Annotated in this window: 17 protein-coding genes and 1 riboswitch; of the genes, 7 read left to right on the forward strand and 10 right to left on the reverse strand. The window is 55.3% G+C overall.

Annotated features, from left to right (window positions below; genetic code table 11):
- Positions 1–30 precede the first annotated feature (30 nt).
- Positions 31–399 (reverse strand): diacylglycerol kinase, encoded by a 369-nt coding sequence (locus WN53_RS05445; RefSeq protein WP_024483984.1) that lies wholly within the window; start codon positions 397–399, stop codon positions 31–33.
- A gap of 322 nt (positions 400–721) precedes the next feature.
- On the opposite strand from WN53_RS05445, the gene plsB reads away from it, so the two are divergent.
- Positions 722–3,187 carry a glycerol-3-phosphate 1-O-acyltransferase PlsB gene (plsB, locus tag WN53_RS05450; RefSeq protein WP_024483985.1) on the forward strand — a complete coding sequence of 822 codons (2,466 nt, stop codon included), beginning with the start codon at positions 722–724 and terminating at the stop codon, positions 3,185–3,187.
- 70 nt (positions 3,188–3,257) lie between these two features.
- Here plsB and ubiA read toward each other — a convergent pair whose 3' ends face one another.
- The 6 genes from ubiA to WN53_RS05480 all read right to left on the reverse strand — a co-directional run bounded on the left by ubiA (position 3,258) and on the right by WN53_RS05480 (position 9,388).
- A complete protein-coding gene (ubiA, locus tag WN53_RS05455; protein WP_024483986.1) occupies positions 3,258–4,124 on the reverse strand; it encodes a 4-hydroxybenzoate octaprenyltransferase in 867 nt (288 codons plus the stop codon).
- A 17-nt stretch (positions 4,125–4,141) separates the two neighbouring features.
- The gene (ubiC, locus tag WN53_RS05460) at positions 4,142–4,663 is read right to left on the reverse strand and encodes a chorismate lyase (protein ID WP_024483987.1); all 522 of its coding nucleotides are present in this window, start codon (positions 4,661–4,663) and stop codon (positions 4,142–4,144) included.
- 301 nt (positions 4,664–4,964) lie between these two features.
- Positions 4,965–5,867, reverse strand: coding sequence for a maltose operon protein MalM (gene malM / locus WN53_RS05465; protein ID WP_024483988.1), 903 nt, complete (start codon positions 5,865–5,867; stop codon positions 4,965–4,967).
- Positions 5,868–5,980: 113 nt separating this feature from the next.
- Positions 5,981–7,276, reverse strand: a complete 1,296-nt coding sequence (locus WN53_RS05470; RefSeq protein WP_152526583.1) for a maltoporin — start codon at positions 7,274–7,276, stop codon at positions 5,981–5,983.
- Between the two features lie 29 nt (positions 7,277–7,305).
- On the reverse strand, positions 7,306–8,421 hold the full coding sequence (gene malK / locus WN53_RS05475) for a maltose/maltodextrin ABC transporter ATP-binding protein MalK (RefSeq protein WP_024483990.1): 1,116 nt from the start codon (positions 8,419–8,421) through the stop codon (positions 7,306–7,308).
- Positions 8,414–9,388, reverse strand: coding sequence for an alpha-amylase family glycosyl hydrolase (locus WN53_RS05480; RefSeq protein WP_024483991.1), 975 nt, complete (start codon positions 9,386–9,388; stop codon positions 8,414–8,416). The genes malK and WN53_RS05480 overlap by 8 nt, the downstream gene beginning before the upstream one ends.
- Before the next feature lie 354 nt (positions 9,389–9,742).
- Here WN53_RS05480 and malE point away from each other — a divergent pair, with 354 nt between their 5' ends.
- From malE to malG, 3 genes are all read left to right on the forward strand, one after another.
- Positions 9,743–10,939 carry a maltose/maltodextrin ABC transporter substrate-binding protein MalE gene (malE, locus tag WN53_RS05485; protein WP_024483992.1) on the forward strand — a complete coding sequence of 399 codons (1,197 nt, stop codon included), beginning with the start codon at positions 9,743–9,745 and terminating at the stop codon, positions 10,937–10,939.
- Positions 10,940–11,032: 93 nt separating this feature from the next.
- Positions 11,033–12,610, forward strand: a complete 1,578-nt coding sequence (gene malF, locus WN53_RS05490) for a maltose ABC transporter permease MalF (protein WP_024483993.1) — start codon at positions 11,033–11,035, stop codon at positions 12,608–12,610.
- A 12-nt stretch (positions 12,611–12,622) separates the two neighbouring features.
- Positions 12,623–13,513 (forward strand): maltose ABC transporter permease MalG, encoded by an 891-nt coding sequence (gene malG, locus WN53_RS05495; protein WP_024483994.1) that lies wholly within the window; start codon positions 12,623–12,625, stop codon positions 13,511–13,513.
- Between the two features lie 217 nt (positions 13,514–13,730).
- Here malG and psiE read toward each other — a convergent pair whose 3' ends face one another.
- The gene (psiE, locus tag WN53_RS05500; protein WP_024483995.1) at positions 13,731–14,138 is read right to left on the reverse strand and encodes a phosphate-starvation-inducible protein PsiE; all 408 of its coding nucleotides are present in this window, start codon (positions 14,136–14,138) and stop codon (positions 13,731–13,733) included.
- Positions 14,139–14,362: 224 nt separating this feature from the next.
- On the opposite strand from psiE, the gene WN53_RS05505 reads away from it, so the two are divergent.
- Positions 14,363–15,799 (forward strand): capsule assembly Wzi family protein, encoded by a 1,437-nt coding sequence (locus WN53_RS05505; RefSeq protein WP_024483996.1) that lies wholly within the window; start codon positions 14,363–14,365, stop codon positions 15,797–15,799.
- Between the two features lie 62 nt (positions 15,800–15,861).
- On the opposite strand, the gene pgi is transcribed toward WN53_RS05505, so the two are convergent.
- Positions 15,862–17,508, reverse strand: a complete 1,647-nt coding sequence (gene pgi, locus WN53_RS05510) for a glucose-6-phosphate isomerase (RefSeq protein ID WP_024483997.1) — start codon at positions 17,506–17,508, stop codon at positions 15,862–15,864.
- A 337-nt stretch (positions 17,509–17,845) separates the two neighbouring features.
- Positions 17,846–18,039: riboswitch (Lysine riboswitch) on the forward strand.
- A gap of 110 nt (positions 18,040–18,149) precedes the next feature.
- Here pgi and lysC point away from each other — a divergent pair.
- Positions 18,150–19,517, forward strand: coding sequence for a lysine-sensitive aspartokinase 3 (lysC, locus tag WN53_RS05515; RefSeq protein WP_024483998.1), 1,368 nt, complete (start codon positions 18,150–18,152; stop codon positions 19,515–19,517).
- Positions 19,518–19,796: 279 nt separating this feature from the next.
- Positions 19,797–20,717, forward strand: coding sequence for a ketopantoate/pantoate/pantothenate transporter PanS (gene panS / locus WN53_RS05520; protein WP_024483999.1), 921 nt, complete (start codon positions 19,797–19,799; stop codon positions 20,715–20,717).
- 86 nt (positions 20,718–20,803) lie between these two features.
- Here the strand turns inward: panS and WN53_RS05525 are convergent, their stop codons facing one another.
- Entirely contained in the window at positions 20,804–21,490 is a 687-nt protein-coding gene (locus tag WN53_RS05525; protein ID WP_024484000.1) for a fimbria/pilus chaperone family protein, read from the reverse strand.
- Position 21,491 lies beyond the last annotated feature (1 nt).

Here is a 21,491-nt window from a genome sequence, read left to right on the forward strand (position 1 = left end):
GAGCGGGATCGCAACGATACCCGCTGGTTTTCACGCCAAATGCTGCCAAAGTACCGAAGCCCAAACGAACAGTGCCAGAATGATTGCCAGCGATACCGCCGCCGAGCCCATATCTTTGGCCCGCCCGGAGAGCTCGTGATATTCCGTACCCACGCGATCGACCACGGCCTCAATCGCGCTGTTGAGGATTTCGACAATCATCACCAGCAGCACCGAGCCGATCAACAAGATGCGCGCTATCGCCCCTACATCCAGCCAAACCGCCACGATGATAGCCACCACCGTCGCCACCAGTTCCTGGCGGAATGCGGCTTCGTTCTGCCAGGCAGCGGTTAAACCTTTATAGGAATAGCCTGCGGCTTTAATGACACGCGTCAGGCCAGTTGCTTGATTTGCCATAATTAAGAACGCCTTTTTCCAAGATGGATCATGTACCCGTCGTGTTGCAGCCACAACGTTCCAGACAGATTTGCCAGCCCAATCACATTTTTATCGCAGCGCAGTATACAGCAAGGTTGGAATACCTTAATCACCTAGCTATGTCGTACCAATGCCGCGAGCGCATGAATGCGCTAGAGCGGCCAATTTGATATCCATCAGGTATAATTCAACCATGTACTTCCATTGCCGTGAACGGCCGTGGATTTCCCAACGCCACAGATCTGCTACCCGGTTTCTGGTATGCTTGCGGCGAATTGCTAACAAGAGGCTTCACGTTGTCATGTCAGGTTGGCGTAAAATCTATTATAAGATATTGAACTTACCACTAAAAATGTTGGTAAGAAGTAAGGTTATCCCTTCAGATCCGGTCACGGAGTTAGGGTTGGATCCCTCACGACCGATTTTGTATGTTTTACCTTATAATTCCAAGGCGGATTTACTCACCTTGCGCACCCAGTGTCTGGCGCAAGATCTGCCCGATCCCCTTAACCCGTTGGAAATCGATGGCACCGTGCTGCCAAGCTACGTGTTTATCCACGATGGCCCACGCGTATTCCGCTATTACACCCCCAAAGAAGAATCGGTAAAACTGTTCCACGATTATCTGGATCTGCACCGCAGCAACCCGGATCTCGATATTCAGATGTTGCCGGTATCGGTGATGTTTGGCCGCTCCCCTGGGCGCGAAGGCCACGGCACGCCTCACCTGCGCCTGCTGAACGGCGTACAGAAGTTCTTCGCCGTACTGTGGCTGGGGCGCGACAGTTTTGTCCGTTTCTCCAACACCGTGTCCCTGCGCCGGATGGCGACCGAGCACGGCACCGATAAGACCATCGCGCAAAAACTGGCCCGTGTCGCACGCATGCATTTCGCACGCCAGCGCCTGGCCGCCGTTGGGCCAAGCTTGCCTGCCCGTCAGGATCTGTTCAAAAAGCTGCTGGCCTCCAAGGCGATTGAAAAAGCGATCGAAGACGAAGCCCGCAGCAAAAAGATCTCCCACGAAAAGGCCCAGCAGAACGCAATTGCGCTGATGGAAGAGATTGCCGCCGATTTCTCCTATGAAACGGTGCGCCTGTCCGACCGCGTGTTGAGCTGGACCTGGAACCGGCTGTATCAGGGTATCAACGTCACCAACGCCGAGCGCGTGCGTCAGCTGGCGCAGGATGGCCACGAGATCGTCTATGTGCCGTGTCACCGCAGCCATATGGACTATCTGCTGCTGTCCTATGTGCTCTACCATCAAGGGCTGGTGCCACCGCATATCGCAGCGGGTATTAACCTGAACTTCTGGCCTGCCGGGCCGATCTTCCGCCGCCTGGGTGCGTTCTTTATCCGCCGCACTTTCAAGGGCAACAAACTCTATTCAACCGTGTTTCGTGAATACCTCGGTGAGCTGTTCACCCGTGGTTACTCGGTAGAATACTTTGTTGAAGGCGGGCGTTCCCGTACCGGTCGCCTGCTGGAACCGAAAACCGGCACCCTGTCAATGACCATTCAGGCCATGCTGCGCGGCGGTACCCGCCCGATCACCCTGGTGCCGATTTATATCGGTTACGAGCACGTGATGGAAGTAGGGACTTACGCCAAAGAGCTGCGTGGCGCGACCAAAGAGAAAGAGAGCCTGCTGCAAATGGTGCGCGGCTTGCGCAAGCTACGCAACCTCGGCCAGGGCTACGTAAACTTTGGTGAACCGCTGCCGTTGACTACGTACCTGAACCAAAACGTCCCACAGTGGCGTGAGTCTATCGACCCGATCGAAGCACAGCGCCCAAGCTGGCTGACGCCATCGGTCAACGATCTGGCGGCTCAGATCATGGTGCGCATCAACAACGCTGCCGCCGCCAACGCCATGAACCTGTGTTCCACCGCGCTGCTGGCCTCACGCCAACGTTCGCTGACCCGTGAGCAGTTGCTTGAGCAGTTGGAATGCTACTTACAGTTAATGCGTAACGTGCCTTATGCACCGGACGCCACCGTACCAACGCAAACGCCAGACCAGTTGCTGGATCACGCTTTAAACATGAACAAGTTTGAAGTGGAGAAGGACAACATCGGCGACATCATCATTCTGCCGCGCGAGCAGGCGGTGCTGATGACGTACTATCGCAACAATATCCATCATATGTTGGTACTGCCTTCATTAATCGCCTCTATCGTGATGCATCACCGCCGCGTATCGCGCGTTGAGCTGCTGCGTCAGGTCAGCCTGATCTATCCGATGCTGAAGGCCGAGCTGTTCCTGCGTTACGAAAAAGAACAGCTAGCCGAAGTGCTGCAACCGCTGATCGAAGAGCTGATACGTCAGCAGCTGATTTGTAGCAAAGGCGATGAGCTGGTGCTAAACCCTGCGCGCATCCGCCCGTTGCAGCTATTGGCCGCTGGCGTGCGTGAAACCCTGCAACGCTATGCCATCACCATGTCGATCCTCAGCGCCAACCCAAGTATCAACCGGGGTGCCCTGGAGAAAGAGAGCCGCATTATGGCCCAGCGTTTGTCGGTGCTGCACGGCATCAACGCGCCAGAATTCTTCGACAAGGCGGTGTTCTCCACCCTGGTGGCGACGCTGCGTGAAGAAGGCTTTATCAATGATATTGGCGATGCGATCCGCGAGCACACCATGGAGGTTTACACCATGTTGAGCGATCTGATCACCCCGGAAATCAAGTTGACCATCGAAAGCGTCAGCATGCCGGAAGAAACCAATACCCCAGCGCTGACGTCTGAAGTGGTTAAAGAAGACGAGTAACTTGCAGGTCAATTACCACGAAAAAAGGCATCCGGTATTGGATGCCTTTTTACTTTTTGCGTTGGGCAAATCACACGTAGCTAAGCGCAATACCGATGAACAGCACCAGGCCAACGTAGTTGTTATTCAGGAAGGCCCGGAAACAGGCATCGCGATCGCGACCTGCCACCTGCTTTTGCTGATGGATAAACAACGCCCCAGCCAGCAACAGCGACCAGTAAAACGCGCCCCCCAGTTGCATCAGATAACCCACCCACAACATCAGCAACAGCGTAGCAAACTGCAACAGCCCGACGATCAGCTTGTCATGGCGGCCGAACAGCACCGCGGTAGACTTGATGCCAATCTTCAAATCATCATCACGATCGACCATGGCATACAGGGTATCGTAAGCCACCGTCCAGCAAATGTTGGCCAGAAACAGCAACCAGCAGCTCAGTGGTAGCGACTCGCTGACAGCGGCATAGGCCATCGGGATCGACCAGCCAAACGCCGCCCCCAACACCACCTGAGGCAGATTGGTCACCCGCTTCATAAACGGGTAAACCCAGGCCAGCGCCAGAGCCGCCAGCGACAGCCAGATGGTCATGGCGTTCAACGTCAGCACCAGCGCAAAGGAAACCAGCACCAGCGAGACAAACAGGATCTTGGCCTCTTTTTCGCTAACGCGGCCACTCGGCATCGGGCGGCCTGCGGTGCGTTTCACATGCCCATCGAAAGCGCGATCGGCATAGTCATTCACCACGCAACCCGCAGCACGCATCAGGAAAACACCAAGCACAAACACCAGCAATACCGACGGCGAAGGAACTTTCCCCCCTGCCAACCACAATGCCCACAAGGTAGGCCACAGCAACAATAGCGTGCCAATCGGCTTATCGATGCGCATCAGATGGCAATAGGCCTGCCATTTGCTTTGAATCACGCTCCCTTCCAAAGTTCTTTCTCCCCTAATTATGCCGGAGTGCCCTTTTCCACCGCATACAGTGGAGAGGCCGGTAGAAACAGTTCCGTCAGTAACAATGGTTTTCCCGCCAGACGGAGGCGAGAACGCCGTGCCCACAAATCCTTCTGCTGGCCAACATGGATATAATCACGAGTCAGGCTTTCACTGCTGAACAGATATCGGCCCAGTGGCAGCGTCCCCAGATCGACCAACGCCAGATCCGGCCCGGTCAGTGTTTCCTGTGGGATCACCGTACGCCCCAGCAACCAGGGCTCGCCGTCACCCAGTAAGACGATCTCACGCAGCCAATAGCGCTCGCTGTGTGGCAGATGAACCGCCTCTTCGGCAAGCTGGTCACGAGTTATGAAGCATTCACGCTGAGGTTCTACCTGCACTCGGCCACAATGGCGCTCAAAACGGCGGGTCATGGAACCTAACTCCATCAGCCAATCGCTAACGGCGGCAGGTATTGAGGAATGTTCAGACAACCACTCAATAGGCGGCAGGATGGGATCCCTATTGCCAGACATTATGCTACTCCAGGCCAGAGGCTGCGTGCCGCGCCAAGCCATACAAACTGTTAACAGAAATCCATTGTAACGCAGAAATGCAAAAGCGGCAGGCAGATTCGTGACGTAACGCATCCCCCATTATCAGGGGGTAAAACGGCAGGCTGTCCTAGTGGAAGATGTCATAACGCGAGAGAGTTCGTACTGTTGGTGCCACGCAGTCCCCCTCTGCTCGAAATCAGTGGGGAAACGCGGGTGGGCAGATGAAAAAAGGTGCGCAGAAGCGCACCAATCATCAAGCCAGCATCGGTAGCGTGGGGGATTACCCCTTGCCTTTCACGCTGCCAATAAACGTTTCACGAGCGGTGGTGGAACCCAGTTTTTCGGCCTCATTCATCAGTTTCAGCGCCTTATCGATATCCCCCGCCTTGACCGCCTGTTTAATGCCGTTATTGAAGTAAGCCTCGGTGTCATTGAGCATCGGCTCTGCCGGTGCGCTGACAACCGGTGCTGGAGCCGCAACTGCCGGAGCGGTAGCACCCACCACGACCGGTGGCGTTGCCGGAGCCGATTGCAGCATGCCAATCATGATGTTGCTGGCCCCTTGTTCTGCCGTCACCTTCAGCTTCAACGTGCCGCTGGTGCTGTGGCTGGCGATCGGATCCGGGATGTCCGGTACCGCGTTACCCACGCCTTGGGCGTAGGCTTTGGCCGGGTTGGTCAGGGTGGTGGTTTTAGCCAGATCCTGCTGGGTGGTGTACACCAACAGATAGATCTGTTTTTGCCCCAGCGCCGGGGTCAGTTTCAACGTGCCTTCTAGCCGATCGGCGGACATCACGCCCGGTGGCTGGTAAGCAAAATAGCTGCTCGGATAATAGGCCGCCGGGCGCATATGTTCATCGAGCACCAATACGCTTGGGGCATAGATTGAGTTTTTATTGGCCAGACTACTCAGTTGGATTTCCAGCGATCCCCGATCGGCCGGCAGCGCAAATGCGGCAACGGCCCCCTGGATCTGGCCCTGGTTGATCTGTGGGCTGACGTTATTGAGTTGGACATCCTGGGTCACCGGCGGTACCAACGGCTGCCAAGGCAAACTTTGCAGGGTGGCGGCACTGATGGCCGGTGCGACGGAAACGTTGGCCGGGGTATCGGCATAGGTCGCCAGCGGTGCGCCGACGGTCAACGCCAGAGACAGGCAGAGTGACAGTAGATTTTTTTTCATTGTTATTACCCTCTCGCTTTGAGCGTATATCCCGGCAGCGGGCAGGCAAGCGCACTACTGCCGGTTAAACGGTAAGAGGGAGGGCGTACAGGCGCCCTCCCGTCAAGCCAGTATTACCACCAGATTTCCATCTGGGCACCGAAGGTGACTTCGCTGTCTTTACCACGGCTGAAGGTATGCATGCTGGTATCGTTATAAGCCGTACCTGCGTTGTAGCCCGCACCGGAATCGTTGTTTGCGTAGCCCCACTTCTCATCCCAGTTGGCGTAGGTCGCGAAAACACGGATCGCCGGACGTGACCAGATGCTGTTACCCGCTTGCCACTGTTGTGCCAGGGTGACTTTGTATTGGCCGTTACGATCGCCAGTACGTTGAGACTTCACGTTGTCGTAGCCGACTTCCATCAGGGTGCTCATGATTGGCGTCCATTTGTACATTGGGCGCACGCCCACGGTGTACCAGGTGGTGCCGTTGTCATTATCGCGGTTAACGTCCTGATACATGGCAACGTACATCATTGCCCAATCATCGTTGAAGTCGATGGCACCGTGATCCAGCACGCGGATCATCTTGCCATTGTCATCAATGGAAGAGCCTTGGCTGCGGCCATTGTTCTGCGCGGTCATGGAGTCGGTTGCATACTGCACCACAAACTTGTTGTAGCCGCCCAGGATGCTCTGGGTATGTTCCGCAGTAAACATCCAACCGTCTTTGCTTGCCCCATCGGCCAGGTGGTAACCGTCCTGCTCATTGGCACGGCCATAATCCACACCCAGTTCCAACGTACCGCCAGGGTTCAGCTCAAGGCCAGCCAAACGCAGGTCGAAGGTATCGTTGACGGTTGGACGCTCGTCACGTTGATTGTCGATATAGCCTAAGGAACCACCGGATTCAGTGTTACGGGTCACGGCGGCAGACAGCTTGCCGAAGCCCAGGTCGATATTTTCCAGACCGGCACCAGGACCTGAGATGTCCCAGTAGTAGAAGTCGATCATATGAACGTCATGACGCTGATAGAAGCGCTTACCGGCCCACATGTTGGCACCTGGCAACGCGTCGATCAGGTTTTTACCCTGCACGTTCACTTCGCGGAAGGCCGGGCTGGTGGATTCCCAGTCAGACTGTTGCGATACGGAATAAGCCACGTTGGTGTCGAAGTAGAAGCTCTTGTCGCCCTCTTTCCACACTTCCTGGCCCAGTTTCAGTTCCGCATAGGTTTCACATTCGTTACCCAGACGGTACTTGCTGCTGGCACCGGTGGACTGGAAACACTGTTGTTCACCACCGCTCCCGGTCCAACCAATACCGGAACGTGCGTAGCCGTGGAAATCCACCGCCATCGCTGATGTGGACAAGACACCGGCGGCGACAGCCAGCGTCAGAGGAAGTTTGCGCAGAGTAGTCATCATTATTCTCCTGTTATACAGACCTTGATGCTTTAAACACCCGGTTCCTGATGCAGCCGTTTACACGCCGTCCCGTCCTCGCGGAACAGGTGGCAGCGGTGTGGCGGCAGGCCGATGGCGAATGTTGCACCTTCTTCTACCAGCACCACGTCGTTCTGGCGGTAAACCAGGTTTTGACGAATTGCCGGAATTTGGATATGGATTTGCGTCTCGTTGCCGAGCTGCTCCACCACCTGTACTTCACCCATCAATGTCACTTCAGATTCGGAACTCGGTAACAGATGTTCTGGGCGGATACCCAACGACAGGTTGGCCCCAACCTCAATGCCCTCCCCTTCAACCGGTAGCCATACCAATTGGCGATTGGGCATCGGCAGTTCGATCTGTACCCGCAGCGCTTCCACATCGGTCACTTTCACCGGTAGGAAATTCATTTTCGGCGAGCCGATAAAGCCCGCGACAAAGCGGTTGGCCGGGTAGTGATAGAGTTCCAGCGGCTTGCCGATTTGGGCCACACGCCCGGCGTCCAGCACCACGATTTTGTCGGCCAGCGTCATCGCTTCGACCTGATCGTGGGTGACGTAAATCATGGTGCGCTGCAGCCGCTTGTGCAGACGTGAGATCTCAATACGCATCTGCACCCGCAGTGCGGCATCCAGGTTGGAAAGCGGTTCGTCCAGCAGGAACACATCGGGTTCAGCCACCAACGTACGGCCAATTGCCACACGCTGACGCTGCCCACCGGACAGGGCTTTGGGGCGTCGGTCCAGCAAATGCGCTAATTGCAGCACTTCGGACACCTGATTAACCCGCTGATTGATTTCCGCTTTTTTAGCCCCGGCCAGCTTCAGGCCAAACGACATGTTGTCGGCCACGGACAGATGCGGATACAGCGCGTAAGACTGGAACACCATGCCAATACCGCGCTCGGAAGGCGGCACCTCATTCATCCGTTTTTCGCCGATGAACAGATCGCCAGAGGTAATATCCTCCAGCCCGGCGATCATGCGCAGCAGCGTTGATTTACCGCAGCCGGATGGCCCGACAAACACCACAAACTCGCCGTCATCGATAGTCAGATTGACGTCTTTGGAAATCACGACCTCGCCGAAGGCCTTATAAACGCTGCGCAGTGTGACGCTAGCCATGCGTTACTCCCCTGCTTTCGCAGTTAACATTTCGTGTGAAGATGGCGGAACCGAAGCCCGCCAAGACCCATTGATGACCCTCTTGCTGCGCACCGTACTGCCATGCCATAGGCTTGGTCGCCTCAGCCGGTGCGGCCGGCTGAGTATAAGGCTGTAGGTTGATCAGCGCTTCAAGGCATTGATCCTGATGGGTAATAAGTAAGCGAATAACGCCATTTTCCTGGCTGATCTGGTTCAGAACACCACATTGGATCACCGGGTGCTGACGCAGGGCCAACAGAGCCTGGCAGTAACGTAGGGTTGAATGGTGGTCGTGCTGCTGGCGGCTGATGGCCAGCGCACGGTGTTCTATCGCCACCTGTTGGTACCAGTGGATCTCTCCTGCGGTGACCTGCTCTGGCGCTTCATGCCAAGGCATCGGGGTTTGTGCCCCCTGCGGTTCTTGCAGATCCGCCGCGTGTGGCAAACCCAGCTCTTCGCCCTGATACAAACAGATAGGGGCTGGCAGTAATGCCAACAGGGTCAGAAAAGCCTGTGCAGAACGCAGATCGCCTTGCCCCCAATGGCTGACTACTCGCGGCTGATCGATTTCGCCAGTGCTCCAGACTTTTTCGCCCAGTTGATGGCGATGCGTATGCAATACCTCCACCAGCTTTTCGCAGCTGAACGGCACCACTTCCAGCGCCAGGGCGCTGCGGGCATAGTGCTGTTCGGGAGCGGCACTGCGACAGATACGCTGAGTGCCTTCACTGTGCCAAAGTGCCAGCCCGTGCCCGGTCACTTCTGCTCCAGCCTCTGGCGATAACGCCTGCGGCAATAACAGCCCGTCCACCGCCAGTGCTTTCAGATAGGGCAGCGCCGCCATCATGCCGTGCACGTCGCCCACACCATCGCCGTTTCCATCGCGGAAACTGACCGGATGGATCCGGTACAACGTGGGGTGAGTGGCGGTACGCACTGGTGACATAGGTCCGGGTTCCTGCTGCGTTGGGCGGTAAAAATCAATGTTGCCAATAGTGAGGTAATGGCAAGGAGGGGTAATCATCCGTAACAGGATTTTTCATGGGGGAGGAGATGGGAGGATGAGAGAACGACGATGCGCGGCGAAAGTTCCCGGCATAAGGCAAATCTGTGATCTTCCTTGCAAAAATAGCCCTGCCTTTTGGTGTCCGACACCACAGAATAGGGCGGTTTGCTAGCTGGATCACACTACTCAGGCATGGGGCGTAGACGGGGGGAGGATGATAACACCGCGGGTTGTGACCCACCATTAGCGCGTAACCGCTCTCCTTACCGCAGTCCCCACAGAAGGATTGGATTTATGAATCGCACAATGACAACAACCGTACGCACGCTGGCGCTTTCAGCATTAACGACGCTGGTGCTCTCCTCCTCCGCTTTCGCCAAAATAGAAGAAGGCAAACTGGTTATCTGGATCAACGGTGATAAAGGCTATAACGGCCTGGCCGAGGTGGGTAAAAAGTTTGAGAAAGACACCGGTATCAAAGTGACCATCGAACACCCGGACAAACTGGAAGAGAAGTTCCCGCAGGTTGCCGCTACCGGTGACGGCCCGGACATCATCTTCTGGGCCCACGACCGTTTCGGGGGCTACGCGCAATCGGGCCTGTTGGCTGAAATCCACCCTTCCAAAGCCTTCCAGGACAAAATCTATCCGTTCACCTGGGATGCGGTACGCTTTGACGGCAAGCTGATCGGTTACCCGATCGCGGTAGAAGCCCTGTCGCTGATTTATAACAAAGACCTGATCAAAGAAGCGCCAAAAACCTGGGAAGAGATCCCGGCGCTGGATAAAGAGCTGCGCGCCAAAGGCAAAAGCGCCATCATGTGGAACCTGCAAGAACCCTACTTCACCTGGCCAGTCATTGCCGCCAATGGCGGTTATGCCTTCAAGTTTGAAGATGGCAAATACAACATCAAAGACGTGGGCGTAGCCAACGCCGGTTCACAGGCTGGCCTGCAGTTCATCGTCGATCTGGTGAAGAACAAGCACATCAACGCCGATACCGACTACTCGATTGCCGAAGCCGCCTTCAACAAGGGCCAGACGGCGATGACCATCAACGGGCCTTGGGCCTGGACCAACATCGAGCAAAGCAAAATCAACTATGGCGTCACGCTGCTGCCAACCTTCCAGGGCAAACCGTCCAAGCCGTTCGTTGGCGTGCTGACCGCAGGCATCAACGCCGCCAGCCCGAACAAAGAACTGGCGACCGAGTTCCTGGAGAACTACCTGATCACCGATCAGGGCCTGGCTGACGTTAACAAAGACAAACCGTTGGGTGCCGTGGCGCTGAAATCGTTCCAGGAACAGCTGGCAAAAGATCCGAAGATTGCCGCCACCATGCAGAACTCGCAAAACGGCGAAATCATGCCAAACATCCCGCAGATGAGTACCTTCTGGTATGCAATGCGTAGCGCCGTGATCAACGCCATCACAGGCCGCCAGACGGTGAAAGCCGCACTGGAAGATGCTCATACCCGTATCACCAAGTAATACCCTGGCCATTGGCGGGCTGTGATGCCCGCCTTTGCCCTGCTGTGTGAGTGGCCGTTGGCCTCTCGCGGTAACACCTGAAAGGAAAGCCCTATGCAACTTGCTCACGCCGGAACACCCGCGCGAAAAAAATCGAAGTGGTGGCAGAGTGACATACTGAAATGGCTGATTGTCGGCCTGTTCAGTCTGGTGACCTGCTATCTGATTGTGGTGATGTATGCACAGGGAGAATATCTGTTCGCCATCCTGACGCTGGTGCTGGTCAGTGCCGGACTCTACGTGTTCGCCAACCGCCGTGCCTATGCCTGGCGTTACGTCTATCCTGGCGTCGCCGGAATGGGGCTGTTCGTCCTGTTCCCGCTGATTTGTACCATCGCCATCGCCTTTACCAACTACAGCAGCACCAACCAACTGACCTTCGAACGCGCTCAGTCGGTGCTGATGCAACGCCAGTTCCAGACCGGTAAAACCTTCACCTTCGGGCTGTATCCGGCAGAGAACCAACAGTGGCGTTTGCAGTTAACTCATCCAGATAGCGGCCAACTACTGATTTCTGCGCCGTTTAGCCTCAACGCCAGTGAGCCACAAACGTTGAAATTGGCGGTAGAAAGCGCTGAGCCTACCGGTGAGCGCGCTACGCTGCGCGTGATCACCCAGAATCGCCAAACACTGAGCCAGCTTGTCGCCATCCTGCCTGAAGGTGGTGAGTTGCGCATGAGTTCCCTGCGCCAGTTCTCCGGTACCAGCCCGTTATACACGCTAGCCAAAGACGGCAGCACGCTGACCAATAACCAGACCCAGGTACAGTATCGCCCTAACCCGGAGATTGGTTTCTATCAGGCCATCAACGCCGAGGGTAATTGGGCCACCGATACCCTCAGCCCGGGTTATACCGTCACCATCGGTTGGAAAAACTTCTTACGGGTGCTCAACGATGAAGGCATCCAGAAGCCGTTTATCTCCATCTTTGTCTGGACCATTATTTTCTCGGTGATGACCGTGATCCTCACCGTGGCCGTAGGCATGGTGCTGGCCTGCGTGGTGCAGTGGGAAGCGCTGAAAGGCAAAGCGGTGTATCGGGTGTTGCTGATCCTGCCCTACGCGGTGCCTTCGTTTATTTCCATTTTGATTTTCAAAGGGTTATTCAACCAGAGCTTCGGTGAAATCAACCTGATGCTCAACGCACTGTTCGGCATTAAACCGGCCTGGTTCACCGATCCGCTCACCGCCAAAAGCATGATCCTGGTCGTCAATACCTGGCTGGGTTATCCGTACATGATGATCCTGTGTATGGGCCTGCTGAAAGCCATTCCCGACGATCTGTATGAAGCCTCGGCAATGGACGGCGCCAGCCCGATGCAGAATTTCTTCCGTATCACCCTGCCACTGCTGATCAAGCCGTTGACGCCGCTGATGATTGCCAGCTTTGCCTTCAACTTTAACAACTTCGTGCTGATCCAACTGCTGACCCGCGGCGGGCCAGACATGATCGGCACCACCACACCGGCCGGCTATACCGATCTGTTGGTGAGCTACACCTATCGCATCGCGTTTGAAGGTGGTGGGGGTCAGGACTTCGGGCTGGCGGCGGCCATTGCCACGCTGATTTTCCTGTTGGTTGGCGCACTGGCGATCCTGAACCTGAAAGCCAGCAAGATGAACTTTGACTAAGGGAGAACGACAATGGCCATGGTGCAACCCAAATCCCAGCGCGTACGCCTGTGGATCACCCATATTCTGATGCTGAGCTTTATTGCCCTGATCATGTTCCCGTTGCTGATGGTAATAGCGATTTCGCTACGCTCCGGTAACTTTGCCACCGGCAGTCTGATCCCGGATCAAATCTCCTGGGATCACTGGCGGCTAGCGTTGGGGATGAGCGTCACCCAGGCGGATGGCAGTATCACCCCACCGCCTTTCCCAGTGCTGTTATGGCTGTGGAACTCGATTAAAGTCGCGGCGATCACCGCAGTGGGAATAGTGACGCTCTCTACCACCTGTGCCTACGCCTTTGCCCGCATGCGTTTTCGTGGCAAAAGCACCCTGCTGAAAAGCATGCTGATCTTCCAGATGTTCCCGGCGGTGCTGTCTTTAGTCGCGCTGTACGCCCTGTTCGATCGCCTGGGGCAGTACATTCCGTTTATCGGCCTCAATACCCATGGCGGTGTGATATTCGCCTATATGGGCGGTATTGCGCTGCACGTCTGGACCATTAAAGGCTACTTCGAAACCATCGATAACTCGTTGGAAGAAGCCGCCGCCCTGGACGGTGCCACGCCTTGGCAAGCGTTCCGCCTGGTGCTGCTGCCCCTTTCAGTCCCGATCCTGGCGGTAGTGTTTATTCTGTCGTTTATCGCGGCGATCACCGAGGTACCGGTGGCTTCACTGCTGTTACGTGACGTGAACAGCTACACGCTGGCCGTCGGCATGCAGCAATATCTGAATCCGCAGAACTATCTGTGGGGTGACTTTGCCGCCGCAGCGGTGTTATCCGCCATTCCGATCACCGCCGTATTCCTGCTGGCGCAGCGCTGGTTGGTCGGTGGCCTGACGGCGGGAGGGGTGAAAGGTTAATTTATGCCACTGCAATACGTTTGATGTACTTTGTTCCTAACTATTACCCTATGGATTTCAAGTTACAGCTAGGCACCAAGCTATCTCATCCCCAGGAGCTTACTTTTCGTAAGTGACTGGGGTGAGATAGTGCAGGTAACAACGCTGTAGCTTGAAAGACGACGGGTAATCAAGAACTGTGTCTTTGGCGGCCTTTGCTGGGCCGCCATTTTTATGCTTACTCCCGTTTCAGCCGATCGGTGTTGGCCAGATACAAGGTCACCACCAGTAATAATAAGGCTGCAGAATAAATCAGCGTGTCGAAAGGGTTCTCATGATCAACGATGATCAAACGAATAATCGCGGTAATACCAATATAGATAAAGTAGCGTAGCGGGAAGTGATAGCCCGACTCAAAGTATTTAACAATCAAGGCGATAAATTCGAAGTAGAGGAAATAAATCACGATCCCCTCAATCAGCTGATACGAAGAAGACTCCTCGTTGCTGACGAATAATACTTTCGCCAAATGAAAGGTTTCTTTGACCAAAAAAACCACCAAAATCGCCGCTAATAGCAGCAACCCCACGTTCAGAACCCGCTGTAGCCCCTTTGCGATCATCAATGATCGTGATGTTTTTGCCATGACTTCTCCCGTCGTTCGGCCTGTTATTAATGCAGAAAATGCCTAATGGGCTTTTTCCTAAAGTTGCCCTGAGGGTTTATCTTCAGGCGAATTACTCTATTTTCAATCAGTTGTATGAATTGATTACGCTTGTATATATTTGTAGCAAATTGAAATGTCCTCTATCATGGGCGTAGTCTTAGGCATTATGCCTCCAAATTCCCGTAATCAAGAAAGGAACTTTCATGCGAGCTAAACTCCACGCACTGGTCGCGGCAGGCCTTTTCACCTGTTCGTTTGCCAGCTACGCCGGCGGACTGGTGACTCCTGATAACGATCTGCGCAATGACCTCGCCTGGTTATCCGATCGCGGTGTGATTAACGTCAGCCTGTCTACCTGGCCGCTAAGCCAGGAAGAGATCAACTCGGTACTGGCGCAAGCCAAACCGGTGACCAACACCGAGAAAAACGTCATTGACCGCGTACAGCGCCGGGTGGGTGACTTAAAAGCCAATATTACCGTCAGCGGTTATACCTCCACCGACAAACCGGGCACGCCGCAGGGCTTCGGCCAGAGTCACTATGCCGACAGCAGCCTGACCATCGGTGCCGGTGCCAACGGTGAGTTCTGGGACGTGCGCCTGCAAGGCGCCGTGGAAGGCGATCAGCGCGTCTCTGATGGTTCCAAATTCAACCTGAACGGCTCATACGGCGCCATCAAAGTGTGGAACCAGTGGCTGTCATTCGGTGAGGTCTCTCAGTGGTGGGGTCCTGGCTATGACGGCAGCCTGATCCGTTCCGACGCGGCGCGCCCGGTAGCTGGCTTTATGCTGCAACGTGCCGATCAATCCCCGTTTGAAACACCTTGGCTGTCCTGGATCGGTCGTTGGCAATATCAGATCACCGCAGGTCAACTGTCTCAATACACCGCCATTCCTAATACCAAGCTGATCGGTGGCCGCCTGACCATGATGCCAACCGACTTCGTGGAGCTGGGTGCTTCACGTATTATGCAGTGGGGTGGCGATGGTCGTTCACAATCCTTCAGCTCATTCTGGGATGGCTTTACCGGCCGTGATAACGACGACTCCGGCCAGGGTAACGATCCGGGCAACCAGCTCGCCGGTTTCGACTTCAAGCTGAAAATGCAGCCGTTGATCGGTATGCCAGTAAGTCTGTACGGTCAGTTGGTGGGTGAGGATGAGGCGGGCTTCCTGCCATCGCAAAATACCTATCTGCTCGGCCTGGAAGGCCATCCGGAATGGGGCCCTACCGTGATCAACTGGCATATTGAAGGGGCGGATACCCGCGCCGATATGAGCCGTAAGAATTATGTCTATACGCACCATACCTATAAAGACGGCTACTACCAGCAAGGCTACCCGCTGGGCCACGCGATGGGCGGTGACGGTCAGATGCTGTCCGGCCGTGTAGAGCTGGTGTTGGAGGATGGCCAACGCTGGAGCACTCGCCTGGTGTACGCCAAGGTGAACCCGAAAGATCAGAGCATTAACCAGGCATTCCCGAAATCCGACACGCTGAAAGGCATTCAGTTGGGTTGGGGCTATACCTTCACCCATCAGGTGAAGTTTGATACCAGTCTGTGGTACACCGATAACAACAACAGCACCGCCGATGACGTGGGTGCCGGTGTCAGCATGGCCGTACCGATCAATCTGTAATCCCTGCAGATGTCAAAAAACCCGCCGCGGCGGGTTTTTTATTGGCTGCGATTCAGAGCAACTTAACGCCAGGCTTTAAAGCGATTGATCAAGCCGTTGGTTGAGGTGTCATGGCTGGTCACCGCTTCTTTACCCGCCAGTTCCGGCAGAATACGGTTAGCCAGCTGTTTACCCAACTCTACGCCCCATTGGTCGAAGGTGAAGATGTTGAGGATCGCACCTTGGGTGAAGATCTTGTGCTCATACAGGGCAATCAGGCTCCCCAGGCTGAACGGGGTGATCTCACGCAGCAGGATGGAGTTGGTTGGGCGGTTGCCTTCAAACACTTTGAATGGGGCAACGTGCTTGACCTCTTCCGGTTTTTTACCCTGTGCGGCGAACTCTTCCTCAACCACATCCAGTGACTTACCGAACGCCAGCGCTTCCGTCTGTGCGAAGAAGTTCGACAACAGTTTGGCGTGGTGGTCGCTCAGTGGGTTATGGCTGATGACCGGGGCGATAAAGTCGCAAGGCACCAGTTTAGTCCCCTGATGGATCAACTGATAGAACGCATGTTGGCCATTGGTGCCTGGTTCACCCCAGATAATCGGGCCGGTCTGGTAATCTACCGGGTTGCCGTTACGGTCAACGTATTTGCCATTAGACTCCATGTTGCCCTGTTGGAAATAAGCGGCAAAACGGTGCATATACTGATCGTACGGCAGGATCGCTTCGGTTTCTGCGCCGAAGAAATTGTTGTACCAAATGCCGATCAGCGCCAACAGTACCGGCAGGTTTTGCTCGGCAGGCGTCTGGGCAAAGTGTTTGTCCATCTCATGCGCACCGCTCAGCAACTGCTCGAAGTTTTCAAAGCCCAAAGACAGCGCGATAGACAGGCCGATTGCCGACCACAGAGAGTAACGGCCCCCCACCCAGTCCCAGAATTCGAACATATTGTCGGTGTCGATACCAAACTCGGCCACCGCTTTACCGTTGGTAGACAGCGCGGCGAAGTGTTTCGCGACGTGCTGCTGATCGCCAGCGGTGCTCAGGAACCAGTCGCGCGCGCTGAGGGCGTTGGTCATGGTTTCCTGAGTCGTAAAGGTTTTAGACGCCACCAGGAACAGCGTAGTCGCCGGATCCAACGGTTTTAGCGTTTCGGCGATATGAGTGCCGTCCACGTTGGAAACAAAGTGCATGTTCAGGTGGTTTTTATACGGGCGCAGCGCTTCGGTTGCCATATAAGGGCCGAGGTCTGAGCCGCCGATGCCGATGTTAACCACGTCGGTAATCGGTTTGCCGGTGTAACCTTTCCAGTCACCGCCGATGACGCGGTCACAGAACTGTTTCATCTTCGCCAGCACCGCATTGACTTCTGGCATCACGTCCTTGCCATCAACAATGATTGGCGTGTTACTGCGGTTACGCAGGGCAACATGCAGCACGGCACGATCTTCCGTACGGTTGATTTTCTCACCGGAGAACATCGATTTGATCGCGCTTTGCAGGTCGGTTTCTTTCGCCAGTGCCTGCAGCTTCTCCAGGGTTTCTGCGGTAATGCGGTTTTTGGAATAATCCACCAGCATCTGATCGTTGAAAGTGGCAGAGAACTTGGAGAAACGCTCACTATCCTGAGCAAACAGGTCACGGATCTGGACGTCTTTGATTTGTTCGAAATGTTGCTGCAGGGCTTGCCAAGCAGCGGTTTGACTAGGATTGATATTTTTCATAGCGGCGCTCTTATGCTTGAGAATGAATCGGAGGTGATGGACCGATTGTAGCCTGTTCGACTGTGATTATGATCTCTTTTCTTGCGATAGGCGTTAACTCTCAGACCGCCACACCCCATTTTTACCTTTCCACAACAATCTGCTGATATTTCACCTAACAGCCTGTTATCACTACGCTGAAACGTCCCTCTCACCACGCTTTTCTCTTAATGCGCAGTCCGCAATATTCGGTCGCTCTACTCCCTGCTGAGCGCAGATGAAAATCCCTCAGCGTCTTCCCGTTGACAGTAGCCAATAAACCCGTTATTCCTAATCACCTACTTGCACATCCACTGTGCAAGCCAGAAGAGGCGCGTCGCCCAGGTAGAGTGTCAGAGGAGCCATTATCCGATGACGGCACTGGAGGGGGAGCGACGCCGAGGCGAGATGCTTACGGCAATCATCACGTCGGCTACAGGGGCTGAATCCCCTGAGTTGTCACCATGGGCTGCTCTGAATGTGCAGTCAGCAAGGTGGGGCGCTTCTGGGTGTATCGTAGCCTCAACCTCTACGCCTGCTCCCTGTTTACCGCTCTTCCCTTGTGCCAAGGCTTATGGAAATTAAATGCCAATTTGAATGGCGTCCCTGACACGAGGTTTTACATGACTCAAGCAGCACCCCAAAACGCAACCGTAGTAGCCAAATTCGGCGGCACCAGCGTGGCCGATTTCGAGGCGATGAACCGCAGCGCCGACGTGGTACTTTCTAATCCCGATGTCCGCTTGGTGGTTCTCTCCGCCTCTGCCGGTATCACCAACCTGTTGGTGGCCCTGGCCGAAGGTTGCGACGCCGACAAGCGCAACGAACAACTGGCCGAAATTCGCCGCATTCAATATGCCATTCTCGATCGCCTCGAGAACCCGATGGTGATCCGCGAAGAAATCGACCGGATGCTGGAAAATATAACCACGCTGTCGGAAGCCGCTGCGCTGGCCACCTCTGCCGCACTGACCGATGAACTGGTCAGCCATGGCGAGCTGATGTCTACCCTGCTGTTTGTGGAAATTCTGCGCGATCGTAAGGTACAGGCAGAATGGTTCGATGTGCGTAAAGTGATGCGTACCGACGACCATTTCGGCCGCGCCGTACCGGACAGCGCCGCGCTGACCGAGTTGGCTCAAACCCTGTTGAAGCCGCGCCTGCAGCAGGCGTTGGTGATCACCCAGGGCTTTATCGGCTGCGAACCCAAAGGCCGCACCACTACGCTGGGCCGTGGTGGCAGTGACTTTACTGCAGCCCTGCTAGGTGAAGCATTAAACGTCAGCCGCGTGGATATCTGGACTGATGTCCCGGGTATTTATACCACCGACCCACGCGTGGTACCTGCCGCCAAACGTATCGATAAAATTGCCTTTGAAGAAGCGGCGGAAATGGCCACCTTCGGTGCCAAAGTGCTGCACCCGGCCACTCTGCTGCCTGCCGTGCGCAGCAACATCCCGGTCTTCGTCGGCTCAAGCAAAGATCCTGCCGCAGGTGGCACGCTGGTGTGCAATACCACAGAAAACCCGCCGCTGTTCCGCGCGCTGGCCTTACGCCGCAAGCAAACCCTGCTGACGCTGCACAGCCTGAACATGTTGCACGCACGCGGCTTTCTGGCCGAAGTGTTCAACATTCTGGCCCGGCATAATATCTCGGTCGATCTGATCACCACTTCCGAAGTCAGCGTGGCATTGACCATGGATACCACCGGTTCCACCACCACCGGCGGCAGTCTGTTAACCACCTCCCTGCTCACCGAACTGTCCTCGCTGTGCCGGGTGGAAGTGGAAGAGAATTTGGCGCTGGTCGCCCTGATCGGCAACAAACTTTCACAGGCCTGCGGCGTCGGTAAAGAGGTATTCGGCGTACTGGATCCGTTCAATATCCGCATGATCTGCTACGGAGCCAGCAGCTATAACCTGTGCTTCCTGGTACCGGGCGATGATGCGGAGCGCGTGGTACAAACGCTGCATCACAATCTGTTTGAGTAAGCCCCTCACCCTAACCCTCCTCCCACAGGGAGAGGGGATTTAACGTGCTACAGGTTAATTCCTGCATCTGGCTTTAACACGGGCGCAGCATGCAGCGCCCCTACGTAGCGCCACATTAACTGCCGACAACGCTGAAATGGCTCCCTCGCCCTTTGAGAGAGGGCCGGGGTGAGGGGAGATTGATTGGCCTTAACTGAATCTAGAGGCTCAGCAAACTGGGCCCACCACAACACACACCACCACCTTAACGTTCAATCTTGGCAAAGGATAACCTCTCTCATGCTGGCAAAAATCACACGTTTATTCCCATTATGGGCCGTGCTGCTCTCCATTGCGGCCTACTACACCCCGTCGACCTTTACCGGCATCAGCCCTTACGTCAGTACGCTGCTGATGCTGATCATGTTTGCCATGGGCGTCACCCTGCGCCTGGATGACTTCAAACGCGTGCTGTCGCGCCCCGGCCCGGTAGCGGCGGGGATCTTCCTGCATTACCTGATTATGCCGCTGGCCGCCTGGCTGCTGGCAATGCTGTTCCGTATGCCGCCGGATCTCTCCGCCGGTATGGTACTCGTTGGCAGCGTAGCCAGCGGCACCGCTTCCAACGTGATGATCTATCTGGCTAAAGGCGATGTCGCCCTGTCAGTGACCATTTCAGCCGTCTCTACGCTGGTTGGCGTTTTTGCCACCCCACTGCTGACACGCCTGTATGTTGATGCCGAAATCAGCGTAGATATCATGGGGATGTTATTCAGCATTCTGCAGATCGTGGTGATCCCGATAGGGCTGGGCCTGATCGTCCACCACAGCTTCACCAAAACCGTCAAACGGGTTGAGCCTTATCTGCCAGCCCTGTCGATGGTGTGTATTGTGGCGATCATCAGTGCGGTGGTTGCAGGTAGCCAGAGCCATATTGCCTCGGTAGGCTTTGTAGTGATCATCGCGGTGATCCTGCATAACGGCATCGGGCTACTCGGGGGCTACTGGGGAGGAAAAATGCTCGGCTTCGACGAATCCACCTGCCGTACGCTGGCTATTGAAGTCGGTATGCAAAACTCTGGGCTGGCGGCAACGCTGGGCAAGATTTACTTCTCACCGCTGGCCGCGCTGCCGGGTGCTCTGTTCTCGGTATGGCACAACCTGTCCGGTTCTCTGCTGGCAGGCTACTGGTCTGGCCGCCCGATCAAGAAAGTGGATTGACCCTACAGTGCCCGCCCTCTATCAGCGGTCGGGCACTAGCCTGGTGTTCTGCGGCCGGATAAAAGTTGCCACATGGATGGGGAAACTTATTTCACCGGTAGCGTGGCATCACCCTGCTTAAAGCCGTAACGACCAAGCGGAGTGATGCTCACGGAAGTAACCTTACCTGACACGGTCAGTTTCTTTTCTTCACCCGCCATCAGGTAGTAATTCTCCAACGGTACGATTTGCTTCGATGGCAATAAGGTGAGCTGGGGAGCTAAACGCACCACATGCAAGCCGTTATTCTTCACCACCAGCGTCGTGCCGGTTTGAGTCAACTGCAGATCTTCCCAAGGGGTTTTGCTCACCGCCACCGCTTTAGGTTGCACAATCAGCCCAATACTCTGGCGTACCGGTATACGCGCACTGTTATCCACTGCCTGTCCCACCCCTTCAAAAGAAGCCTTCAACATGACTTCATGGGGTAATACCGCCCCCTGCTTGAGCACAAAATTCACCTGCTGACTCTGGCCAGCCTCAATCCGGGAAATCGGCGGTGAAATCAAGATGAACTTGCTAAACGCCTTGCCATCCAGATCTTCGACCTTGGTCGCCAACAACATCGGTTCAGAAGTCGTATTCTTGATACTGAAGTTTGTCCGCCCGGTACTTTCCTCCAGCACGATCCCCATACTTTCTAGCTGGAAAGAGGCCTGAGCAGAAGATATGCCCGCCGTAATCAGTAACATACCGCCGACTACCCGGCCAACAAACCTTGTTATCTTGTTCATC

The organism is Serratia fonticola (assembly GCF_001006005.1).
GTDB lineage: Bacteria > Pseudomonadota > Gammaproteobacteria > Enterobacterales > Enterobacteriaceae > Chania > Chania fonticola.